Below are 18,300 nucleotides of genomic sequence, written 5' to 3'. Positions count from 1 at the left end.
CCCCTTCCCCGGCGCCATGCCAGGCCCCATGCCCGGCCGCGGACCAGCGCCCATGCCCTGCGCCTTCGGCGCGAACAGCCCATTTGGCGTACCCGGCGCTGCGGGGCCTCACCAACAAGGAGCGCCAGATGCCCGGTAAGCCCCTCGGCCACGCAAGCCCGATAGCAGCAAACAGCGGCCGCCGCCGCTTCCTCGGCGGTGTACTGTGAGGATCGCCACCGGCGCCGATGGCGCCGCGCAGTTCCTGACGATCTACCCGGGCTGGTACGCGCCGCGCGCGGTGCGTATCCACTTGAAGATCCATCTCGGCAAAACCGAGGTACTGACCAGCCTGCTGTTCTTCGACGATGCGCTCAGCCGCAAGGTGCATCTGCAGCATGCCGCGTATCGCACGCGCGGCGCTTCGCCAGTGCAAAACGCACAGGACGGCATTGCCGGCGCGCGCCTGACGGCCACGGGATCTGGCGGATTCCCTAAAAAAACGCCCCCGGACCCAAGTGCGGAGGCGCTGAACAGGGAAGAATTCGGGCGTGCTGCCCGGCCACGCCACTCCGAAGGGACGGAACGGCGCGACGCCTGGTCCATACGTCGGGCCAGGCACCGGTGATGTTAGACAGACATCGGGCGGGGGTCTTGTCCCGCTTGTAGGCTAATGTATCGACTTTGTACGATTGGCACCGGGATGGGGCACGGAACGCCCGCCGGGGCCGGTCATGCGGAGGTCTTGCCTGGCGTGCCGGGCGTTCCCAGCAAGGCCTTGAGCCCGGCCAGGCGGTCCTTGGGGCTCATGGCGGGCGTTTCGTCCTTGATCGCGGGGGCCTCTTCGAGCTTCATCTCGCCGATAAAGCGCGAGGGCTCGCAAGAGTAGGTATCGCGGGCGCGCTTGCGCTTCTTGCACCAGCTCAGGTGCAGGCTGCGCTGCGCACGCGTGATGCCTACATACATCAGACGGCGCTCTTCCTCGATCTTCTCGTCGCTCATGTCCTCGTCTTCGCGGCAGTGGGGCAGGATGCCCTCTTCCACCCCGACCAGGAACACGTGCGGGTACTCCAGCCCCTTGGAGGCGTGCAGCGTCGACAGGCGCACCGCGTCGGGATCTTCCTCGCGGCCTTCGAGCATGCTCATCAGCGCCACCGTCTGGGTCAGCTCCAGCAGGTTCTTGCCCTCGTCGCCGAAACCATCGGCGGTGTCGAAGCCGGTGGCCTCCTCGCCCTCGCCCGTCGCCTCGGGCTTGGTGCCCTTGCGCTTGAGCCAGTCGAGGAACTCCAGCGTGTTGGTCCAGCGCGACTGGGCCTGGCGCTCATCGAAGGTGTCGTACAGGTAGGCCTCGTAGTGGATGCCTTCCATCATGTCGTCGAGCACCTGGGTGGCGGGATCGCTGGCCGCGCGCCCGGCCAGGCGCACCATGGCCTCGCAGAACACCCGCAGCGGCTCCAGCTGGCGCGGCTGGAGCTTGCCTTCGATGCCGCCCATCATGGCCGCCTCGAACAACGACACCTTGGCCTGGCCGGCGAAGGTGCCAAGCACTTCCAGCGTGGTGTTGCCCACGCCGCGCTTGGGCGTGGTGATGGCGCGGATGAAGGCGGGATCGTCCTCCGGGTTGGCGATCAGGCGCAGGTAGGCGCAGATGTCCTTGATCTCGGCCTTGTCAAAGAAGCTCTGCCCGCCCGAGAGCACATAGGGAATGCGCTCGCGGCGCAGGATCTGCTCGAACAGCCGCGCCTGGTGGTTGCCGCGATACAGGATGGCGTAGTCGCGGAACTGCGCGCGCCGCTCGAACTTGTGGGCCGACAAGCGGAATACGACCGACTCCGCCTCGTGCTCCTCATCGTTCATTGGGTTGACGGCAATGGGGTCGCCCATGCCGTGCTCGCTCCACAGCTTCTTGTCGAACAGCTTGGGATTGTTGGAGATGACCGCATTGGCCGCCTCCAGGATGCGCACGGTGGAGCGGTAGTTCTGCTCCAGCTTGACCACCTTCAGGTCGGGGAAATCGGTCTGCAGCAGCTTGAGGTTGTCCAGCGTGGCGCCGCGCCAGCCGTAGATGGCCTGGTCGTCGTCGCCCACCGCGGTGAAGGCCGGTGCGCGCAGGTGCGAGCCGCCGGCGAGCTGCTTGAGCAGCTGGTACTGGCAGGCGTTGGTGTCCTGGTACTCGTCCACCAGGAAGTAGCGCAGCCGGTTCTGCCAGCGCAGGCGCACCTCTTCGTTGCGCGCGAACAGCTCTGCCGGCAGGCGGATCAGGTCGTCGAAGTCCACCGCCTGGTAGGCATGCAGCGTAGCCACGTAGTTGCGGTAGATCAGCGCCGCCTGGTGATCGTCGGGGTTGTCGGCCTGGGCGATGGCGGTCTCGGGATCGACCATGCCGTTCTTCCACAGCGAGATGGTGCTCTGCACGCTGCGGATCAGCTTCTTGTCGGTGGAGGCGAGCTGCTCCTGCACCATGCCAAAGCAATCGTCCGAGTCCATGATGGAAAAGCGCGGCTTCAGGCCCACGTGCTCGGCCTCGGCGCGCAGGATCTGCACGCCCAGCGAGTGGAAGGTGCTCACCGTGATCTGCTTGATGGGGATGCGCTTGCCCTCGCGCGTGGTCTTGCCTTCCATCAGCTTGGCGATGCGCTCCTGCATCTCCTTGGCGGCCTTGTTGGTGAAGGTCACCGCGGCGATGTGCTTGGGCTGGAAGCCCTTGTCCTCGATCAGGTGCGCGATCTTCTGCGTGATCACCCGGGTCTTGCCCGAGCCAGCGCCGGCGAGCACCAGGCAGGGGCCGTCGAGGTAGCGAACGGCTTCGGATTGGGCAGGATTGAGTCCGTGGGTCATGCGAGGGCTGGTGGTGGTGCTGGGTGGCGGGATGGCCGGCAAGGCGGGCGCGGGCTTTTGCGCATGGCAAAAGCAGCACATGCACTGGCGCGGCCAAGGCCACGGGTGAAGCCTGCAGCACAGCAAAAGCCATCGGAGCCGCAGATGTTAACACGCCGGCCAGCCGGCCAGCGGCTGCGCCCGGGCTGGCGCGCGAGCGCGTTGACAAGCCCCCGAGGCTGGCTGTAGAGTCGCGCCATCCGACCGGGAGAGCGCGCAGATCTTGCGCCGCCGAAGGGGTATCACCCGAAAACTCTCAGGCACCATGGACTGGTTGGATCGGCTTGCAACATGCACACGATGCACGCCGTACTCTGGAGAGCGGCACCCGCCACTGATCGATTCCGTCGACAGCCTTGGTGAGCGTGCCCACCGAAGGGGCGCGCAAGGCTTGGGTTTCCGGTAAATGGAATCCGCCTTGTAATCTCTCAGGTATCGAGGACAGAGGGGTCATCCGCCGCAGCGGATCTGGCAGCGCTATGGCGCGCCGAATCCTGCGGCGGATGGCCCTTTTTTTGTTTTCGAACCGAGATTTGCCTTCCCCCGAGGATTCCATGACGCTCCAGGCCACGCCCCTCAACGCTATCCACCGCGCCCTCAGCGCCCGCATGGTCGACTTCGGCGGCTGGGACATGCCGGTCAACTACGGCTCCCAGATCGAGGAACATCACGCCGTGCGCACGGATGCCGGCATGTTCGACGTCTCCCACATGTGCGTGGTCGATCTCAATGGCGAGCATGTGCGTGCCTTCCTGCGTGGCCTGCTGGCCAACAATGTGGACAAGCTGCAAACGCCGGGCAAGGCGCTGTACTCCTGCATGCTGGACGAGAAGGGTGGCGTCATCGACGACCTGATCGTCTATTTCTTCGCCGAGGACCACTTCCGCCTGGTGGTGAATGCTGGCACCGCCAACAACGATATCGAATGGATCGCCGCGCGCAACGCCGCCACCAATAGCGGCGTGCGCATCACGCCGCGCCGCGGCGACAATGCGCCCGACGGCGTGGCTCCGCTGGCGATCGTCGCGGTGCAGGGCCCGAATGCCCGCGCCAAGGTGTGGAACGCCTTCCCCTCGACACAACCCAGCGAAGCCCTGAAGCCGTTCAACGCCGTCGTGGTGCAGGACCCCGCCCTTGGCGAAGTCATGGTGGCACGCACCGGCTATACCGGCGAAGACGGGTTCGAGCTGGTGGTGCCAGCCGAGAACGTGGCCGGCCTGTGGGAAAAGCTGATCGCCGAGGGCGTGCGCCCGGCGGGCTTGGGCGCGCGCGACACGCTGCGCCTGGAGGCCGGCATGAACCTGTACGGCCAGGACATGGATATCCACACCTCGCCGCTCAACGCCGGCCTGGCCTGGACCGTGGACTTGCAAAGCGAACGCGACTTCACCGGCAAGGCGGCCCTGGTCGCTGGCGGCAAGACCCAGCAGTTCGTCGGGCTGATCCTGCGCCCGGCCAACGGAAAAGCGGGCGGCGTGCTGCGCGCCCACCAGAAGGTCATCACCCCTGCTGGCGAAGGCGAAATCACCAGTGGCACCTTCAGCCCCTCGCTGTCCCAGTCCATCGCTTTTGCCCGCCTGCCGCTCGACGTTGCGCTCGGCGCCGAGGTGCAGGTCGAGATCCGCGACCGCAAACTCGCCGCGACTGTGGTTAAACTGCCGTTTGTGCGCAATGGCAAGGCACTCGTGAGCTGAAACGCTCGCACCGGTCACAGCGCGCCCGCCGGCGGTTACCCCGTCGAACTTCGACATCCCCCCGGCTGGCGCTGAATAACAAATTGAATCTGGAGCAATCCCATGAATTTCCCCGCCGACCTGAAATACACCGAGTCCCATGAGTGGGTGCGCGTCGAAGCCGACGGCACGCTGACCATCGGCATCACCGACCACGCGCAGGACGCGCTGGGCGACATCGTCTTCCTGGAACTGCCGGAAGTGGGCAAGTCGGTCGGCGCCGGCGACGCGCTGGCCGTGGTGGAATCGGTCAAGGCCGCGTCCGACATCTACGCGCCGGTGGCAGGCGAAGTGATCGCCATCAACGACGCCGCCGCGGCCGCGCCGGAAAGCGTCAATGCCGACGCCTTCGACGCCTGGCTGTTCAAGCTCAAGCCGGCCAACAGCGACGACGTGAACGGCCTGATGTCGGCCGACGCCTATAAGGCCAACGTCGGCGCCTGATGCCAGATCGTCATTCCCGCGCCACGGGAATGACGGATAAAGACTGCCGCGACGCGGACCGGGCCGACCACCCGCCGCACCGCTCCCACGAGATTCTTGCCATGAACGCCCCTTTGCCCATGACTGCCGCCCAAGTTGCCCGGCCCACGCTGGCCGAACTGGAGGCGCGCGACGCCTTCGCCTCCCGCCATATCGGCCCCGACGCCGCCGAACAACAGCACATGCTCAAGGTGCTGGGCTATGACAACCGCGCCGCGCTGATCGACGCCGTCATCCCCGCCGCCATCCGCCGCCGCGACGGCATGCCGCTGGGCGAGTTCACCGCGCCGCTGACCGAAGAAGCCGCGCTGGCCAAGCTGCGTGGCCTGGCCAGCAAGAACCGCGTGCTCAAGAGCTTTATCGGCCAGGGCTACTACAACACGCTGACCCCGGGCGTGGTGCTGCGCAATATCTTCGAGAACCCGGCCTGGTACACCGCCTACACGCCCTACCAGCCCGAAATTTCCCAGGGCCGCCTGGAAGCCATGCTGAACTTCCAGCAGATGGTGACCGACCTGACCGGCCTGGACATCGCCAATGCGTCGATGCTGGATGAAGGCACGGCGGCCGCCGAGGCCATGACGCTGCTGCAGCGCGTCAACAAGCACGCCTCCACCACTTTCTATGTCGCGGACGACGTGCTGCCGCAAACGCTGGAAGTGGTACGCACCCGCGCGCTGCCGCTGGGCATCGAAGTCAAGGTTGGCCCCGCTGCCGAAGCGGCCGGTGCCCATGCCTTCGGCGTGCTGCTGCAGTACCCCGGCGTGAACGGCGATGTGGCGGACTACCGTGCCATCGCCGACGCGGTGCACGCCGCTGGTGGACTGGTGGTGGCTGCCGCCGACCTGCTGGCGCTGACCCTGATCGCCGCGCCCGGAGAGTGGGGCGCCGACGTGGCGGTGGGCAACTCGCAACGCTTTGGCGTGCCGCTCGGCTTTGGCGGCCCGCACGCCGGCTACATGGCGGTCAAGGATGCCTTCAAGCGCTCCATGCCCGGCCGCCTGGTGGGCGTGACCATCGACGCGCAAGGCAACAAGGCGTATCGCCTGGCCCTGCAAACGCGCGAGCAGCATATCCGCCGCGAAAAAGCGACGTCGAACATCTGTACGGCACAGGTGCTGCTGGCCGTGATGGCCTCGATGTACGCCGTGTACCACGGCCCGCAAGGCCTCAAGCGCATCGCCCAGCGCGTGCACCGCCTGACGGCCACGCTGGCCGGCGGCCTGGAGCAACTGGGCTACGCGCGCACCAACGCCACCTTCTTCGATACGCTGACGCTGGAAACCGGCTTCAACACCGAAGCCCTCCACGCCTCGGCCACCGCGCGGGGCATCAACCTGCGCCACGCCGGCGCCACCCGCATCGGCATCTCACTGGACGAGACCGCCTCGCGCGAGGACGTCGTCGCCCTGCTGGAAATCTTCGCCCACGGCAAGCCGGTGCCCGGCTTCGATGCACTCGAAGCCGCCGCGCAAGACGCGTTCCCGGCCGGCCTGGCGCGCCAGAGCGCCTACCTGACGCACCCGGTGTTCAACACGCACCACGCCGAGCACGAAATGCTGCGCTACCTGCGCATGCTGGCCGACAAGGACCTGGCGCTGGACCGCACCATGATCCCGCTGGGCTCGTGCACCATGAAGCTCAACGCCACCAGCGAGATGATCCCGGTGACGTGGCCCGAATTCAGCAAGATCCACCCGTTCGCGCCGCTGGACCAGACGGTCGGCTACCGCGAGATGATCGACCAGCTCGAAGCCATGCTGTGCGCCGCCACCGGCTACGCGGCGGTGAGCCTGCAGCCCAATGCCGGCTCGCAAGGCGAATACGCCGGCCTGCTGATCATCCATGCGTACCACGCCAGCCGTGGCGAAAGCCACCGCGACATCTGCCTGATCCCGTCCTCCGCGCACGGCACCAACCCGGCGTCGGCACAGATGGCCGGCATGAAGGTGGTGGTGGTGGCCTGTGACGAGAACGGCAACGTCGACCTGGAAGACCTGGCGAAGAAGGCCGAGCAGCACAGCAAGAACCTCGCCGCGATCATGATCACCTACCCGTCTACGCACGGCGTATTCGAGCAGGGCGTGCAGCAGATCTGCGACATCGTGCACAAGCACGGCGGCCAGGTCTACGTCGACGGCGCCAACATGAACGCCATGGTCGGCACCGCCGCGCCGGGCCAGTTCGGTGGCGACGTGTCCCACCTGAACCTGCACAAGACCTTCTGCATCCCCCACGGCGGTGGCGGCCCGGGCGTTGGCCCGGTGGCGGTCGGTGCGCATCTGGCTGACTTCCTGCCCAACCAGGACAGCGTGGGCTATCGCCGCGACGACCAGGGCATCGGCGGCGTGTCCGCCGCGCCGTTCGGCTCGGCCAGCATCCTGCCGATCTCGTGGATGTACATCGCCATGATGGGCTCGGCCGGCCTGACCGCCGCCACCGAGAACGCCATCCTGGCCGCCAACTACGTGGCGCGCCGCCTGTCGCCGCACTTCCCCGTGCTCTACACTGGCCAGCACGGCCTGGTGGCGCACGAGTGCATCCTGGACGTACGCGCGCTGCAAAAGACCACCGGCATCTCCAACGAGGACGTGGCCAAGCGCCTGATGGACTACGGCTTCCACGCCCCCACCATGAGCTTCCCGGTGCCGGGCACGCTGATGATCGAGCCGACCGAGAGCGAGGCCCTGCACGAGCTGGACCGCTTTATCGACGCGATGATCGCCATCCGCGCCGAGATTGCCCGCGTGGAAGACGGCACCTTCGACCGCGAGGACAACCCGCTGAAGAATGCGCCGCACACCGCCGCCGTGATCACTGCCGACGTGTGGGAACACAAGTACACGCGCCAGGAAGCCGCCTACCCGGTGGCCGCGCTGCGCACGCAGAAGTACTGGCCACCCGTTGGCCGTGCGGACAACGTGTACGGCGACCGCAACCTGTTCTGCGCCTGCGTGCCGATGAGCGAGTACACCGAAGAGTAAGCTGGCATGAGGCCGGGGCGGCTGCGCGTTGCGGCGGCCCCGACGCATCGCCCTCGCGCTATGCTCTGTGTGGATGCGCGGCCACCCGGCCGTGCCCGGAATGCGGAGCACGCATGTGGAATCTCAGCGCCCCATGGTGGGAATTCGTCCTGCGCGGACTGATCGTCTACGGCAGCCTGCTGGTGCTGCTGCGGCTGTCCGGCAAGCGTCAGATCGGGCAGCTTACCTCGCTCGACCTGGTGCTGCTGCTGGTGCTGTCCAACGCCGTGCAGAACGCCATGAACGCCGGGGACAACTCCGTCACGGCCGGGTTGATCCTGGCGGTGACGCTGGTCGGCGCCAACCTTGTGCTGGCGTGGCTGAGCTGGTGCAGCCGGCGCTTCGAGAACGTCGTCGAGGGGCGCCCGCAGGTATTGATCCACGACGGCATGGTCTTCGGTGACGTGATGAAGCGCGCCTTCGTGACCCGCGACGACCTGCACAAGGCACTGCGCCATGCGGGGTGCGAGCGCGTTGCCGATGTGCATTTCGCGATCCTCGAGAACGACGGCACCATCAGCGTGCTGATAAAGAAAGACGTGCCACCCCCGCCGCCCGATGCGGCGGGTTCGCTGTGGCGCGCCCCCATCAATCAGGACACGGACGCGCCGGTCTGACCCCGGCGCGAGCCAACCCCAGGAGCCTACCGTGGCTGTCAGCGTCTTCGACCTGTTCAAGGTGGGCATCGGCCCATCAAGCTCGCACACCGTTGGTCCGATGCGCGCCGCGCTGATGTTCGCCCAGGGCCTGGCGCGCGACGGCCTGTTGCCGCAGGTGGCCAGCGTGCGCGTGGAGCTGTATGGCTCGCTCGGCGCCACCGGCCGCGGCCACGGCACCGACAAGGGCGTGATCCTCGGCTTGCTGGGCGAAGCGCCCGACACCATCGACCCCGACACCATCGACGTGCGGCTGGCCGCGCTGCGCGCCAGCCGCACGCTCTCGCTGCTGGGCACGCATCCCGTGCCCTTCGTGGAGAAGGAGCACATCGTCTTCTACCGCCGCGAGGCCATGGCCGAGCATCCCAACGGCATGAAGTTCCACGCCTTCAATGCCGGCGGCGAGCGCATCCGTGAAGGGCGTTACCTGTCGGTGGGCGGTGGCTTCATCATCACCGCCGGTGCAGCCAATACGCATATCCTGGAGGCTGACCAGCAGTTGCCGCATCCGTTTCGCAGCGGGCGCGCGATGCTGGAGATGGCAGCCGCCAGCAAGAAGAGCATTGCGCGGCTGATGATGGAAAACGAATGCGTGTGGCGCAGCGAAGCCGAGGTCAATGCCGGCCTGCTGCAGATCTGGGCCGTGATGCAAGCCTGCGTGGCACGCGGCTGCCGCACCGACGGCGAGTTGCCCGGGCCGTTCAAGGTCAAGCGCCGCGCCCACGACCTGTTCCGCAACCTCACCGAGCACGCCGAGCGCGCGCTGGCCGATCCGCTCTCGGTAATCGACTGGGTCAACCTCTATGCGATCGCCGTCAACGAGGAAAACGCCGCCGGCGGCCGCGTGGTCACCGCGCCCACCAACGGCGCCGCCGGCATCATCCCGGCCGTGCTGCATTACTACGACCGCTTCGTGCCGGGCGCCAACCCGCAAGGCGTGATCGACTTCCTGCTGACAGCCGGCGCCATCGGCATGCTCTACAAGCTTAATGCCTCGATCTCCGGCGCCGAGGTCGGCTGCCAGGGCGAGGTCGGCGTGGCCTGCTCGATGGCCGCCGGCGCCCTGGCCGCCGTGATGGGCGGCACGCCGGAGCAGGTGGAGAACGCGGCCGAGATCGGCATGGAGCACAACCTCGGGCTGACCTGCGACCCGGTCGGCGGGCTGGTGCAGATTCCCTGCATCGAGCGCAACGCCATGGCCTCGGTGAAGGCCGTGAACGCGGCGCGCATGGCGTTGCGCGGCGACGGCATGCACTATGTGTCGCTCGACTCCGTGATCAAGACCATGCGCGAGACCGGCGCCGACATGAAGACCAAGTACAAGGAAACCGCGCGTGGCGGCTTGGCGGTGAATATCGTGGAGTGCTGAGGCCGCCCCGCCAGCGCAAGCGAATGCACGCTTTCTGCTACGCTTGCCGAGCATTTACCCCCAATTCGATCCGATCCAACTGGAGTCCGGCATGATCAAGATCAGCTTTCTCTATCCGCACAGCAAGGGCGGCAAGTTCGACATGGATTACTACCTGCAGCGCCACATGCCGCGCGCCATCGCGCTGTTTGGCGCGCACCCGGGCTATCGCGGCGTGGCGGTGGAACGCGGTCTGGGCGCCGGCGCGCCGGGTTCAGATCCGGCCTTCACGGTGATGTGCCATTTCCTGTTCGAGTCCGTGCCTGACTTCGTTGCCGCCGCCAAGGCCGCCGGCAACGAGCTGCAGCTCGATATCCCCAATTACACCGATGCGGTTCCCGTGGTGCAGATCAGCGAAGTGCTGACAATCGGCTGATTGCGCCCGCTGGCGGCGCTATCATGTAGCGTTTCCCCACTAGCGGGCATGGCCATGCAGACCTTCCACCAGCTGTTTGACGAGACCTCGTCCACCTACACCTATTTGCTGATCGATGCCGCCACGCGCCAGGCGCTGCTGATTGATCCGGTGGACCACCAGCTGGAACGCGACATGGCGCTGCTGCAGGCCTGCGGCGCCACGCTGGCGTGGGTGGTCGAGACCCATGCCCATGCGGACCACATCACCTCGGCCGGCCATGTTGCACTGCAAACCGGCGCACGTACCGCAGCCCCCTCGGGCTGCGACATCCAACCCGCGCAAAAGCAGCTGATCGACGCCGACACGCTGCAGTTCGGCACGCAGACGCTGCGCGCCATCCATACGCCGGGGCACACCGCCGGCAGCATGAGCTACCTGTGGGAAGAGCCCACGCCCGCCGGCCCGGTGCGCCGCGTCTTCACCGGCGACGCGTTGCTGATCGACGGTTGCGGCCGCACCGACTTCCAGTCCGGCGACGCCGGCACGCTGTACGACAGTCTCACGCAGAAACTCTTCGCCCTGCCCGACGACACGGTGGTCTACCCCGCCCACGACTACAAGGGCCGCACCGCATCCACCATCGGCTTCGAGCGCGCCAACAACAGCCGCGTGGCCGGGCGCACGCGTACCCAGTTCATCGAGATGATGGGGCAGCTGAACCTGCCCAAGCCGAAGCTGATCGATGTGGCGGTCCCCGCCAACCAGCGGCTCGGGCTGCGGGATGGCGAAAGCGTGCCGCACGGGGCGTGACGCGCGCGTGCGAGAAGCGACAGGCGATAGGCGATAGGCGATAGGCGATAGGCGATAGGCGATCGGAACACCGGTATCCGGCCTTCGCAGGCAATTTAGTGGAGAGAGAAGCATGGCCCAGTACACCGCAGAGATCCTCTGGCAACGTGGCGAGCAGGATTTCCTCGGCAATCGCTATAGCCGCAAGCACCTGCTGCGCTTCGACGGTGGCGTGGAAGTACCTGGATCCTCATCGCCCCATGTCGTGCCCCTGCCCATGTCGGACGCTGCGGCCGTGGATCCCGAAGAAGCCTTCGTTGCCTCGCTCTCCAGTTGCCACATGCTGTGGTTCCTTTCCATCGCCGCCAAGCACAAGTTCTGCGTGGACCGCTACGTCGATGCCGCGGTCGGCACCATGGCGAAGAACGCGGAAGGCCGGATGGCCATGACGGTGGTCACGCTCAGGCCGGAGGTCACCTTCTGCGGCGAGCGCCAGCCGACCCGCGAGGAACTGGCGCACCTGCATCACACGGCGCACGAGGCCTGCTTCATTGCCAACTCGGTGAAGTCGGAGCTGCGCTGCGAGCCGGTGTACGTGGGCGCGCAGGCGTAGTCAGCCAGCCCAGCTGTCGCAGGTCTGCCGCACCGTTTCGCGCAGGCTGCGCGTGGTGCTTTCGATCTGGCGCACGCGCTCCGCGTCGCCGTTGCGGCTTTGCGCCAGCGCGCGGATATTGGCCAGCGCATCGAGCGAACCCAGCGCTTCGGCATGGGGCACCAGCACGTCGCAGATCGAGATGATGTGGTCGGCGATCGGCATCCGGGTCAGCTCGTTGGGGTGCACGTACTCGCCTTCCAGCCCGAAACGGCAAGCCTGGAAGCGGTTGAAGGTGTAGACCAGGTAATCGTCTTCCTGCGGCATGAAGGGACGCGACAGCAGCAGGTAGCGCGCGAGCGCCTGGATGTAGGCGGCGATATCGCAGGCGCGCCCGACGCTCAGCGGCGTGTCCATCACGCGGACTTCGATGGTGCCGAACTCCGGCTTGGGACGGATATCCCAATAGAAGTCCTTCATGCTCTCGATCACGCCCGTGTTGCGCATCTTGTTGAAGTACGCGGTGAAGGCGTCCCAGGTGAGCAGATGCGGCGCGCGCCCGCTCATGGGAAAGGCGGCGACGGAATTCAGCCGTGCCGAGGCGAAGCCGGTGTCCACCCCCTGCACATAGGGCGAGGAGGCGGCCAGCGCGACGAAATGCGGCACGTAGCGGCCGATGGCGTGGAGCAGGAACAGCGATTCGTCGGCGCTCGGGCAGCCGATGTGCACGTGCTGGCCGAACACCGTGAACTGCTTGGCCAGATAGCCATAAAGCTCGGAAATGTACTGGTAGCGCGGCGAATCGGAGATGGTGCGGTCGGCCCATTGCTGGAACGGGTGCGTGCCGCCGCCGCAGATGCCCAGGTTGAGCGAGCGCGCGGCGTCGACCATCAGGTCGCGCATGGTGCCCAGCTCGTCCAGCGCCTGTGCATAACTTTTGCAGATGCCGGTGCTGATCTCGATCATCGAGGGGCTGATCTCGGGCTTGATGTCGCCGGCGTGCTGCGCGCCCCTCAGCGCACGCAGCAGATCCGGCGCGAACGGCGCGAGGTCATAGTCATGCCGGTTGACGAGCTGCAGCTCCAGCTCCACGCCAAACGTCAGCGCCTCGGAATGCTTGAACGGTTCGAGTGACATCAGCGCCCTCCTCCATTGCTTCTGACCTCGCCCGCATAGCGAAGTGCCCAGCCCGCCAGCGTAGGCCCAAGCAACTGCTCGATCGCCAGCGTGCACAGGATGATGGCTGCCAGCGGCTCACCCGTGGCGGGATACAGCAGCGCGATATCGCTCATCAGCAAGTACGCGAGGCCCGACATGGGTGCCAGCGCAAGCCCGAGCGCCACGCACTGCTTCATGCTCAGGCCCGAGAACGAACCCAGCGAGACCACACCCACCAGCTTGGCAATATGACGCAGCAGTACCAGCACACAGGCGGCGCCGCCACCGATGGCCCAGTCGTGCGCAGTCAGCGGCAGGCCGAGCGAGACCACCATCACGATGATCAACAAGCTGCCCGCGCTGCCGAAGTGCGCTGGCCATACGCGCGGCTGGCTGTCCTGGTGCTTGAACACCACACCGGCGAGCAACAGCGTGAGCGGCATCGACAGCTTGAGCAAGCGCGTGAGCGCCAGCGTGAACAGCACCAGCCCCACCAGCACCAGGAAGCTGTAGTGATCGTCCGTCTCCATGCGCGCATAGATCGCGTGGCCGAGCTTGCCAACGCCCCAGGCCAGCAGGCAGGAACCCACCAGCAGGTAGAGCGGATGCAGCAGCGCCGCACCCAGGTTGCCATATTCGGAATGCAGCCAGCCGGTGGCGACCTGGACGATGGCGGCGGCGTAGATGCTGTTGAGCGCGGCCATGGCCAGCAGCCGCTCGGTCACCTGCCCTTCGGCGCGCAGCTCGTTCTTGAGCTGCAGCACGATGGTCGGCGAGGTGCTGACGGCAATGCCGCCGGCCAGGATGGCAACCGCCGGGCTCACGCCGATCCATTGCAGCACGGCGGCGACCAGGCCCCAGGTCAGCAGGCTTTCGAAGGCGCTGGTGAAGAGCAGCCAGCGATTGGCCCGCAGCCAGGTGAGCGAGAGCCGGTGCCCGAGCTCGAACAAGGCGAGCGCCAGCGCCATGTCGATCAGGATGCGGGTCTGCGCGATCATGTCCTCGTCCACGATGCCGCGGCCAAGCATGCCAGCCGCGAGGCCCGTTGCGGCGTAACCGACGATGCGGGGCAGCCGCAGGTACATGCGGCACACCTCGCCCGCCAGGCCGGCGCCCACCAGCGCCAGCCCGACCCAGAAAAGCCCGCCCGGTGCCAGGGGCAGGCTTGGAAACAATTGGCTCAGTCCATTCATGGGCTATATGGTAACGGAGCCACATGACATTCCATGTCAGAGTTTGTCCGACAGAGGCATGGAATTTGTTGCCAACGTGACGCGTTCACACGTAAAAAAACGCCATCTTACAGGGATGGCGTTTTTTTATCGTGACTGGACCGGTGATGCCGCTGGTCCCCGCCGGCTACACGCCCCAGAACTTCCATCCCGGACGCGTCGCCCGCAGGCCGGTTTCCATGCGGGCATAGAGTGAGCGCGTCTTGCCCTGCGCGGCGCCGCTCACGCGGGCCTTGTCGAAGTAGCCCAGCGCGGTCTCGCGCTGCTCCAGGCCCAGCGCGGCCTCGACGGCGCCGAGGTAGGCCTCGCCATCCCAGCCGTTGCGCGCGGCAAAGGCAGCCTCGAAGTCCGTCAGCGCTTCGGCGTATTGCTTCTCGCCGTTGCGGATCAGCGCGCGCTGCAGGCGCGGGAAGGCCTGGTCCGCAGGATCGTCGGCGGTCAGCGCGATGGCTAGCTCGAACAGCGGCAACGCCCGCTGCGGCGCGCCCAGGCCGCGCCAGATCATGCCGAACTGGTTGCACAGCCACGCGTCCTCGATCAGCAGCGCGCGGCGCTGCAGGGCCTCGATCTCGGCCTGCGCGTCGGTGCGGTCGTGCTGGTCCATGCTGTCCATGGCGTTGCGCAGCAGCCCCGCGAAGTGAGCTCGGGCGTGCGCCAGCGCGTGCGCGGTCTGGCTGCGCTCCTCCACCGGCAAGGCGTCGGCGCGCGCATCCATGTGCGCCAGCGCGTCACGGGCCGCCGACGTTACTTCCGTGCCGCCGATGGCCTTCCAGGTGCTCACCAGCCGGCTGAAGATCCAGCCCACGTTGGCGGGATCGCGCTCCAGCGGATAGCGGTTGAGCACATCGCCCGCGACTTCCACGGCTTTGCCGTGCTGGCCGGCCGCCTCGAGGCACTCGAGCAGGTCGATCCAGTGCTCGATGAATTCGCTGACCGCGATGCCCTTCTCGTGCAACGCGATGCGCTCCGCGCGGTTGCCGTCGCCTTCCAGCCGGGTCGCCAAGTTGTGGCACAACAACGAGTAGATATGGGGATCGGCGTCGTCGTAGCCGCCCTCGCCGGTGGCGAAGTAGGCTTCGAAGCGCGCCAGGCCCAGGCGATAGGCCTTGATCAGGTGCGGCATCAACGCCGCTTCGGCGGCCGGCACCGCGTCCATGAACTCGGCCAGCGCCACGCCCGCATTGTAGTAACCGGTCGCATCCGCCGCGCCCTCGACGAAGGCAAAGCGCAGCCAAGGCTCGGCCTCGCCGGACTGGTGGCGCCATTCGAGCTCGCGCACCTGCGCCTTGGGGTCCGGCGCCTTGCGCTGATAGGTGGCGAAATCGTCCCAGGCACCATCGAGCTCGCCCGCGCGGTAGCGCAGCGGCGCGCGGATGCGGCGGGCATGCGGGTGGTCCGGCTGGCTGGCCAGCACGATGGCCGCCTGCTCGGCGGCCAGGGCATCGCCCGCGGCTTCGTCGAGCGCCAGCAGGTCGGGGTTGTCCAGGCCGATGCGCGCCAGGCACAGGCGCAGCATCGGCTCGGCCTCGTCGCCGGCGGCATTCACGTGGGCCAGCGCCTGGCCCAGGATGTCTTCGGCGCCGAGATCCGGCGCGCGATAAAGCAGGTCATACCAGTAAGCGCCGGCCGCGGCGAAATTGCCCAGCCGGTAATGCACCAGCCCGGCGTGCAGGCGGGCGCTCCACTCGCCGGAGGACAAGCCGTTGCGCAGCGCAGCCTCTTCCAGCCAGGGCAGCGCCTCCTGCAAGCGCTCCATCCCCATCAGCAGCATGCCGTAGCGGTGCGCGATCACACCGCGCGAGGACCAACGGTGCGCCGGGTGCAGCGGCAGCCCGGGCAGCTTGGCCAGCGCCGCATCGAGCACGGCAAAGGCGGCCTGCGCATCGCCGCGGTCAAAATGCAGGCGTGCCCGCAGGCAGTCGAAATCCACCACTTGAGGCTGCGCCTGCGAAAGCTGGTCGAGAATGACCAGCGCTTCATCGTAGCGCTCTGCGTTGGCTAGCTCGATGGCGTGGTCGTAGCTGACTTCCTGCACGGACACGGACTGCTCCTTCGGGGTGGATGTGCGAGTGCGGGATTATGCGCCATCGTGGCCCCGTCCTGCTCGTGAAAACAGGGGGAGAAATCTGCCCCTAGCGCAGCACTAGACATCGGCTGGGTCCCCATGTATGCCAGAAACGACAGCACCACGCCGCAGGCTTGAGCAGATCGAAACAGGGCCTAAAACAGGTCTGAATTTAGACCTATCTAGACCTATCTGGAGCATGTGATGGAAAACATCCACAGCCTGCTGACCGTCAGCATCTCGGAATTCAAGCAAAACCCCAGCAAGGTTGTCGAGGAGGCCCATGGCCAGCCAGTGGCTGTTCTGAACCATAACCGGCCCGCGTTCTACACCGTATCTCCGGAATTCATGGCCAAATTGGCCGAACTGTATGATGAGCGCCAGCTTGAGAGCCTGGTGCAGACGCGACTCAAATCAGTGAGCCGCGCGGTCAAAGTCAACATTGACGACCTGTAAATGCCCCACGAACTACGGTTCGTCCCGGAGGCACTCGAAAATTGGGCGAAGCTCGAGGGTTCGGTCAAAGCCCTTTTCAAGAGCGCGCTGAAGCGGCGCCCGGCGACGCCGAGGGGGCAGGACCTCGGCGCCAACGAAGACTGAGGGCAGGTCTCGTCGGCATTGACCTGCCCCTGCGGGTCAAGACAGACCTTGCCGCGAAAAAAACGCCCCAGCCGCTGACTGAGGCGTTTGCACGCCCCTCGCGGGGCGCGACCAACGCTTTAACCCGACGGGTAGGCCCGCAGGGTGGCGTCGTTCCAGAGCAGAATAGCTTACTTGCCGCCCACCGTCTCCAGCACGGTCCACTTGCCGCCAACCACCTTGTAGACGGTGATGCCGCCGTCCTTGAGGTCGCCGCGCGCGTCGTAGGCCAGCGTCTTGGTGGTCACGCCTTGCATGTTGGTGGCGGCCAGCACCGGCAGGTAGCGCGCCGGATCGGCCGAGCCCGCCTTGATCATGGCGGTCATCAAGGCGGTGGCGCCGTCATAGGCGTACGGCGAGTAGGTCTGCACCTTGCTGCCGAAGCGCTTCTCGTACTTCTTCTCGTAGGCGGTGCCACCGGGCATCTGCTCCAGCGGCAGGCCGGCCAGCGAGACGACAGTGCCCTCGGCGGCAGGACCGGCCAGCTTGAGGAAGTTGTCGGTCTTCGACATTTCGCCCGACACCACCGGCGACTTCATGCCGAGTTCCTTGACCTGCTTGGCCATCGGCGCGGATTGCGTCTCGGCGCCGCCAAAGAAGATCACGTCCGGGTTGCTGCGCTTGATGTTGGTCAGCACAGCCTTGAAGTCCACCGCCTTGTCGTTGGTGAACTCGCGGCGCACGATCTTGCCGCCGGCGGCCTTGGCGGCCTTCTCGAACTCGTCGGCCAGGCCTTGGCCGTAGGCCGTGCGGTCGTCGACGATGGCGATGTTCTTGGCGCCCAGCTTCTTCACCACGAAGGCACCGATCACCGAGCCCTGCTGGGTGTCGGAGGTCATCATGCGGAAAGTGGTCTTGAAGCCCTGGCGGGTGTACTCAGGCGCCGTTGCCATGGCGATCTGGGGGATGCCAGCGCGGTTGTAGACCATCGACGCCGGGATGCTGGTGCCCGAGTTGAAGTGGCCCAGCATGCCCTGGATGCCGTTGTCGACCAGCTTCTGCGCGACCACCGAGCCGGTCTTGGGGTCGGCCGCGTCGTCTTCGGAGAGCAGTACGAACTTGACGTCCTTGCCGCCGATCTTGGGCTTGGTCGCGTTCATTTCCTCGATGGCGAGGACAACGCCGTTCTGCATGTCCTTGCCGTATTGCGCCTGGCCGCCGGTCATCGGCGCGGCAAAGCCCAGCTTGATTTCCTGCGCCTGGGCGAAGGCGGCCGAGGTGGCGCACAGGCCAGCGACGGACAGGGCAACGGTGAGGGCCGTCTTGTGGAAAGTCGAGTTCATCTGTTCTCCTTGGTAGCTATTCTCT

15 protein-coding genes and 2 riboswitches are annotated in these 18,300 nt (G+C 66.4%); of the genes, 10 read left to right on the top strand and 5 right to left on the bottom strand.

All coding sequences use genetic code 11. The features are described 5' to 3' along the window. Positions 1 to 205: 205 nt before the first annotated feature. Positions 206 to 607 carry a peptidase associated/transthyretin-like domain-containing protein gene (locus AC1RWI_RS15275; RefSeq protein WP_492867259.1) on the top strand — a complete coding sequence of 134 codons (402 nt, stop codon included), beginning with the start codon at positions 206 to 208 and terminating at the stop codon, positions 605 to 607. Positions 608 to 711: 104 nt separating this feature from the next. Here AC1RWI_RS15275 and AC1RWI_RS15270 read toward each other — a convergent pair whose 3' ends face one another. After that, positions 712 to 2,817, bottom strand: a complete 2,106-nt coding sequence (locus AC1RWI_RS15270) for a UvrD-helicase domain-containing protein (protein WP_492867257.1) — start codon at positions 2,815 to 2,817, stop codon at positions 712 to 714. 234 nt (positions 2,818 to 3,051) lie between these two features. Then, positions 3,052 to 3,139, top strand: a riboswitch (glycine riboswitch). A gap of 21 nt (positions 3,140 to 3,160) precedes the next feature. Continuing rightward, positions 3,161 to 3,311: riboswitch (glycine riboswitch) on the top strand. 99 nt (positions 3,312 to 3,410) lie between these two features. Between AC1RWI_RS15270 and gcvT the strand changes: the two genes are divergently transcribed. The 8 genes from gcvT to AC1RWI_RS15230 all read left to right on the top strand — a co-directional run bounded on the left by gcvT (position 3,411) and on the right by AC1RWI_RS15230 (position 11,919). Next, positions 3,411 to 4,550, top strand: coding sequence for a glycine cleavage system aminomethyltransferase GcvT (gene gcvT / locus AC1RWI_RS15265; RefSeq protein ID WP_043350704.1), 1,140 nt, complete (start codon positions 3,411 to 3,413; stop codon positions 4,548 to 4,550). A gap of 102 nt (positions 4,551 to 4,652) precedes the next feature. Continuing rightward, positions 4,653 to 5,033: a glycine cleavage system protein GcvH gene (gcvH, locus tag AC1RWI_RS15260; protein ID WP_006157271.1), complete on the top strand. Its 381-nt coding sequence runs from the start codon at positions 4,653 to 4,655 to the stop codon at positions 5,031 to 5,033. A gap of 101 nt (positions 5,034 to 5,134) precedes the next feature. Next, positions 5,135 to 8,056 (top strand): aminomethyl-transferring glycine dehydrogenase, encoded by a 2,922-nt coding sequence (gene gcvP / locus AC1RWI_RS15255; protein WP_492867255.1) that lies wholly within the window; start codon positions 5,135 to 5,137, stop codon positions 8,054 to 8,056. 113 nt (positions 8,057 to 8,169) lie between these two features. Then, positions 8,170 to 8,712, top strand: coding sequence for a DUF421 domain-containing protein (locus AC1RWI_RS15250; protein WP_043350709.1), 543 nt, complete (start codon positions 8,170 to 8,172; stop codon positions 8,710 to 8,712). Between the two features lie 31 nt (positions 8,713 to 8,743). Then, a complete protein-coding gene (locus AC1RWI_RS15245) occupies positions 8,744 to 10,120 on the top strand; it encodes an L-serine ammonia-lyase (RefSeq protein ID WP_043350712.1) in 1,377 nt (458 codons plus the stop codon). 91 nt (positions 10,121 to 10,211) lie between these two features. Beyond that, positions 10,212 to 10,535 (top strand): EthD family reductase, encoded by a 324-nt coding sequence (locus AC1RWI_RS15240; protein ID WP_043350716.1) that lies wholly within the window; start codon positions 10,212 to 10,214, stop codon positions 10,533 to 10,535. Between the two features lie 54 nt (positions 10,536 to 10,589). Further along, the gene (locus tag AC1RWI_RS15235) at positions 10,590 to 11,327 is read left to right on the top strand and encodes an MBL fold metallo-hydrolase (protein ID WP_043352461.1); all 738 of its coding nucleotides are present in this window, start codon (positions 10,590 to 10,592) and stop codon (positions 11,325 to 11,327) included. Between the two features lie 112 nt (positions 11,328 to 11,439). After that, positions 11,440 to 11,919, top strand: a complete 480-nt coding sequence (locus tag AC1RWI_RS15230; RefSeq protein ID WP_043350721.1) for an OsmC family protein — start codon at positions 11,440 to 11,442, stop codon at positions 11,917 to 11,919. Here the strand turns inward: AC1RWI_RS15230 and AC1RWI_RS15225 are convergent, their stop codons facing one another. The 3 genes from AC1RWI_RS15225 to AC1RWI_RS15215 all read right to left on the bottom strand — a co-directional run bounded on the left by AC1RWI_RS15225 (position 11,920) and on the right by AC1RWI_RS15215 (position 16,329). Next, positions 11,920 to 13,035 (bottom strand): YbdK family carboxylate-amine ligase, encoded by a 1,116-nt coding sequence (locus AC1RWI_RS15225; protein WP_043350724.1) that lies wholly within the window; start codon positions 13,033 to 13,035, stop codon positions 11,920 to 11,922. It lies immediately after the preceding gene. After that, positions 13,035 to 14,249 carry a cation:proton antiporter gene (locus AC1RWI_RS15220; protein WP_043350728.1) on the bottom strand — a complete coding sequence of 405 codons (1,215 nt, stop codon included), beginning with the start codon at positions 14,247 to 14,249 and terminating at the stop codon, positions 13,035 to 13,037. The genes AC1RWI_RS15225 and AC1RWI_RS15220 overlap by 1 nt, the downstream gene beginning before the upstream one ends. Before the next feature lie 166 nt (positions 14,250 to 14,415). After that, on the bottom strand, positions 14,416 to 16,329 hold the full coding sequence (locus AC1RWI_RS15215) for a tetratricopeptide repeat protein (RefSeq protein WP_043350732.1): 1,914 nt from the start codon (positions 16,327 to 16,329) through the stop codon (positions 14,416 to 14,418). Positions 16,330 to 16,557: 228 nt separating this feature from the next. On the opposite strand from AC1RWI_RS15215, the gene AC1RWI_RS15210 reads away from it, so the two are divergent. Continuing rightward, positions 16,558 to 16,809: a type II toxin-antitoxin system Phd/YefM family antitoxin gene (locus AC1RWI_RS15210; protein WP_492867251.1), complete on the top strand. Its 252-nt coding sequence runs from the start codon at positions 16,558 to 16,560 to the stop codon at positions 16,807 to 16,809. Positions 16,810 to 17,123: 314 nt separating this feature from the next. Here AC1RWI_RS15210 and AC1RWI_RS15205 read toward each other — a convergent pair whose 3' ends face one another. Next, positions 17,124 to 18,275, bottom strand: coding sequence for a branched-chain amino acid ABC transporter substrate-binding protein (locus AC1RWI_RS15205; protein WP_043350739.1), 1,152 nt, complete (start codon positions 18,273 to 18,275; stop codon positions 17,124 to 17,126). Positions 18,276 to 18,300: the final 25 nt, after the last annotated feature.

It is taken from the genome of Cupriavidus sp. MPR-AND1C (assembly GCF_058809705.1).
The sequence above is the reverse complement of the archived record's forward strand: the minus strand, read 5'-3'. Positions and strand labels throughout refer to the sequence as shown.

What these genes read in the sequence shown, in the direction of transcription:
- AC1RWI_RS15235 (WP_043352461.1), top strand. Translation starts at nt 10,590, where the DNA reads ATGCAGACCTTCCACCAGCTGTTTGACGAGACCTCGTCCACCTACACC.
- AC1RWI_RS15230 (WP_043350721.1), top strand. Translation starts at nt 11,440, where the DNA reads ATGGCCCAGTACACCGCAGAGATCCTCTGGCAACGTGGCGAGCAGGAT.
- AC1RWI_RS15240 (WP_043350716.1), top strand. Translation starts at nt 10,212, where the DNA reads ATGATCAAGATCAGCTTTCTCTATCCGCACAGCAAGGGCGGCAAGTTC.
- AC1RWI_RS15205 (WP_043350739.1), bottom strand. Translation starts at nt 18,275, where the DNA reads ATGAACTCGACTTTCCACAAGACGGCCCTCACCGTTGCCCTGTCCGTC.
- AC1RWI_RS15270 (WP_492867257.1), bottom strand. Translation starts at nt 2,817, where the DNA reads ATGACCCACGGACTCAATCCTGCCCAATCCGAAGCCGTTCGCTACCTC.
- gcvH (WP_006157271.1), top strand. Translation starts at nt 4,653, where the DNA reads ATGAATTTCCCCGCCGACCTGAAATACACCGAGTCCCATGAGTGGGTG.
- AC1RWI_RS15210 (WP_492867251.1), top strand. Translation starts at nt 16,558, where the DNA reads ATGGAAAACATCCACAGCCTGCTGACCGTCAGCATCTCGGAATTCAAG.
- AC1RWI_RS15225 (WP_043350724.1), bottom strand. Translation starts at nt 13,035, where the DNA reads ATGTCACTCGAACCGTTCAAGCATTCCGAGGCGCTGACGTTTGGCGTG.
- gcvT (WP_043350704.1), top strand. Translation starts at nt 3,411, where the DNA reads ATGACGCTCCAGGCCACGCCCCTCAACGCTATCCACCGCGCCCTCAGC.
- AC1RWI_RS15250 (WP_043350709.1), top strand. Translation starts at nt 8,170, where the DNA reads ATGTGGAATCTCAGCGCCCCATGGTGGGAATTCGTCCTGCGCGGACTG.
- gcvP (WP_492867255.1), top strand. Translation starts at nt 5,135, where the DNA reads ATGAACGCCCCTTTGCCCATGACTGCCGCCCAAGTTGCCCGGCCCACG.
- AC1RWI_RS15220 (WP_043350728.1), bottom strand. Translation starts at nt 14,249, where the DNA reads ATGAATGGACTGAGCCAATTGTTTCCAAGCCTGCCCCTGGCACCGGGC.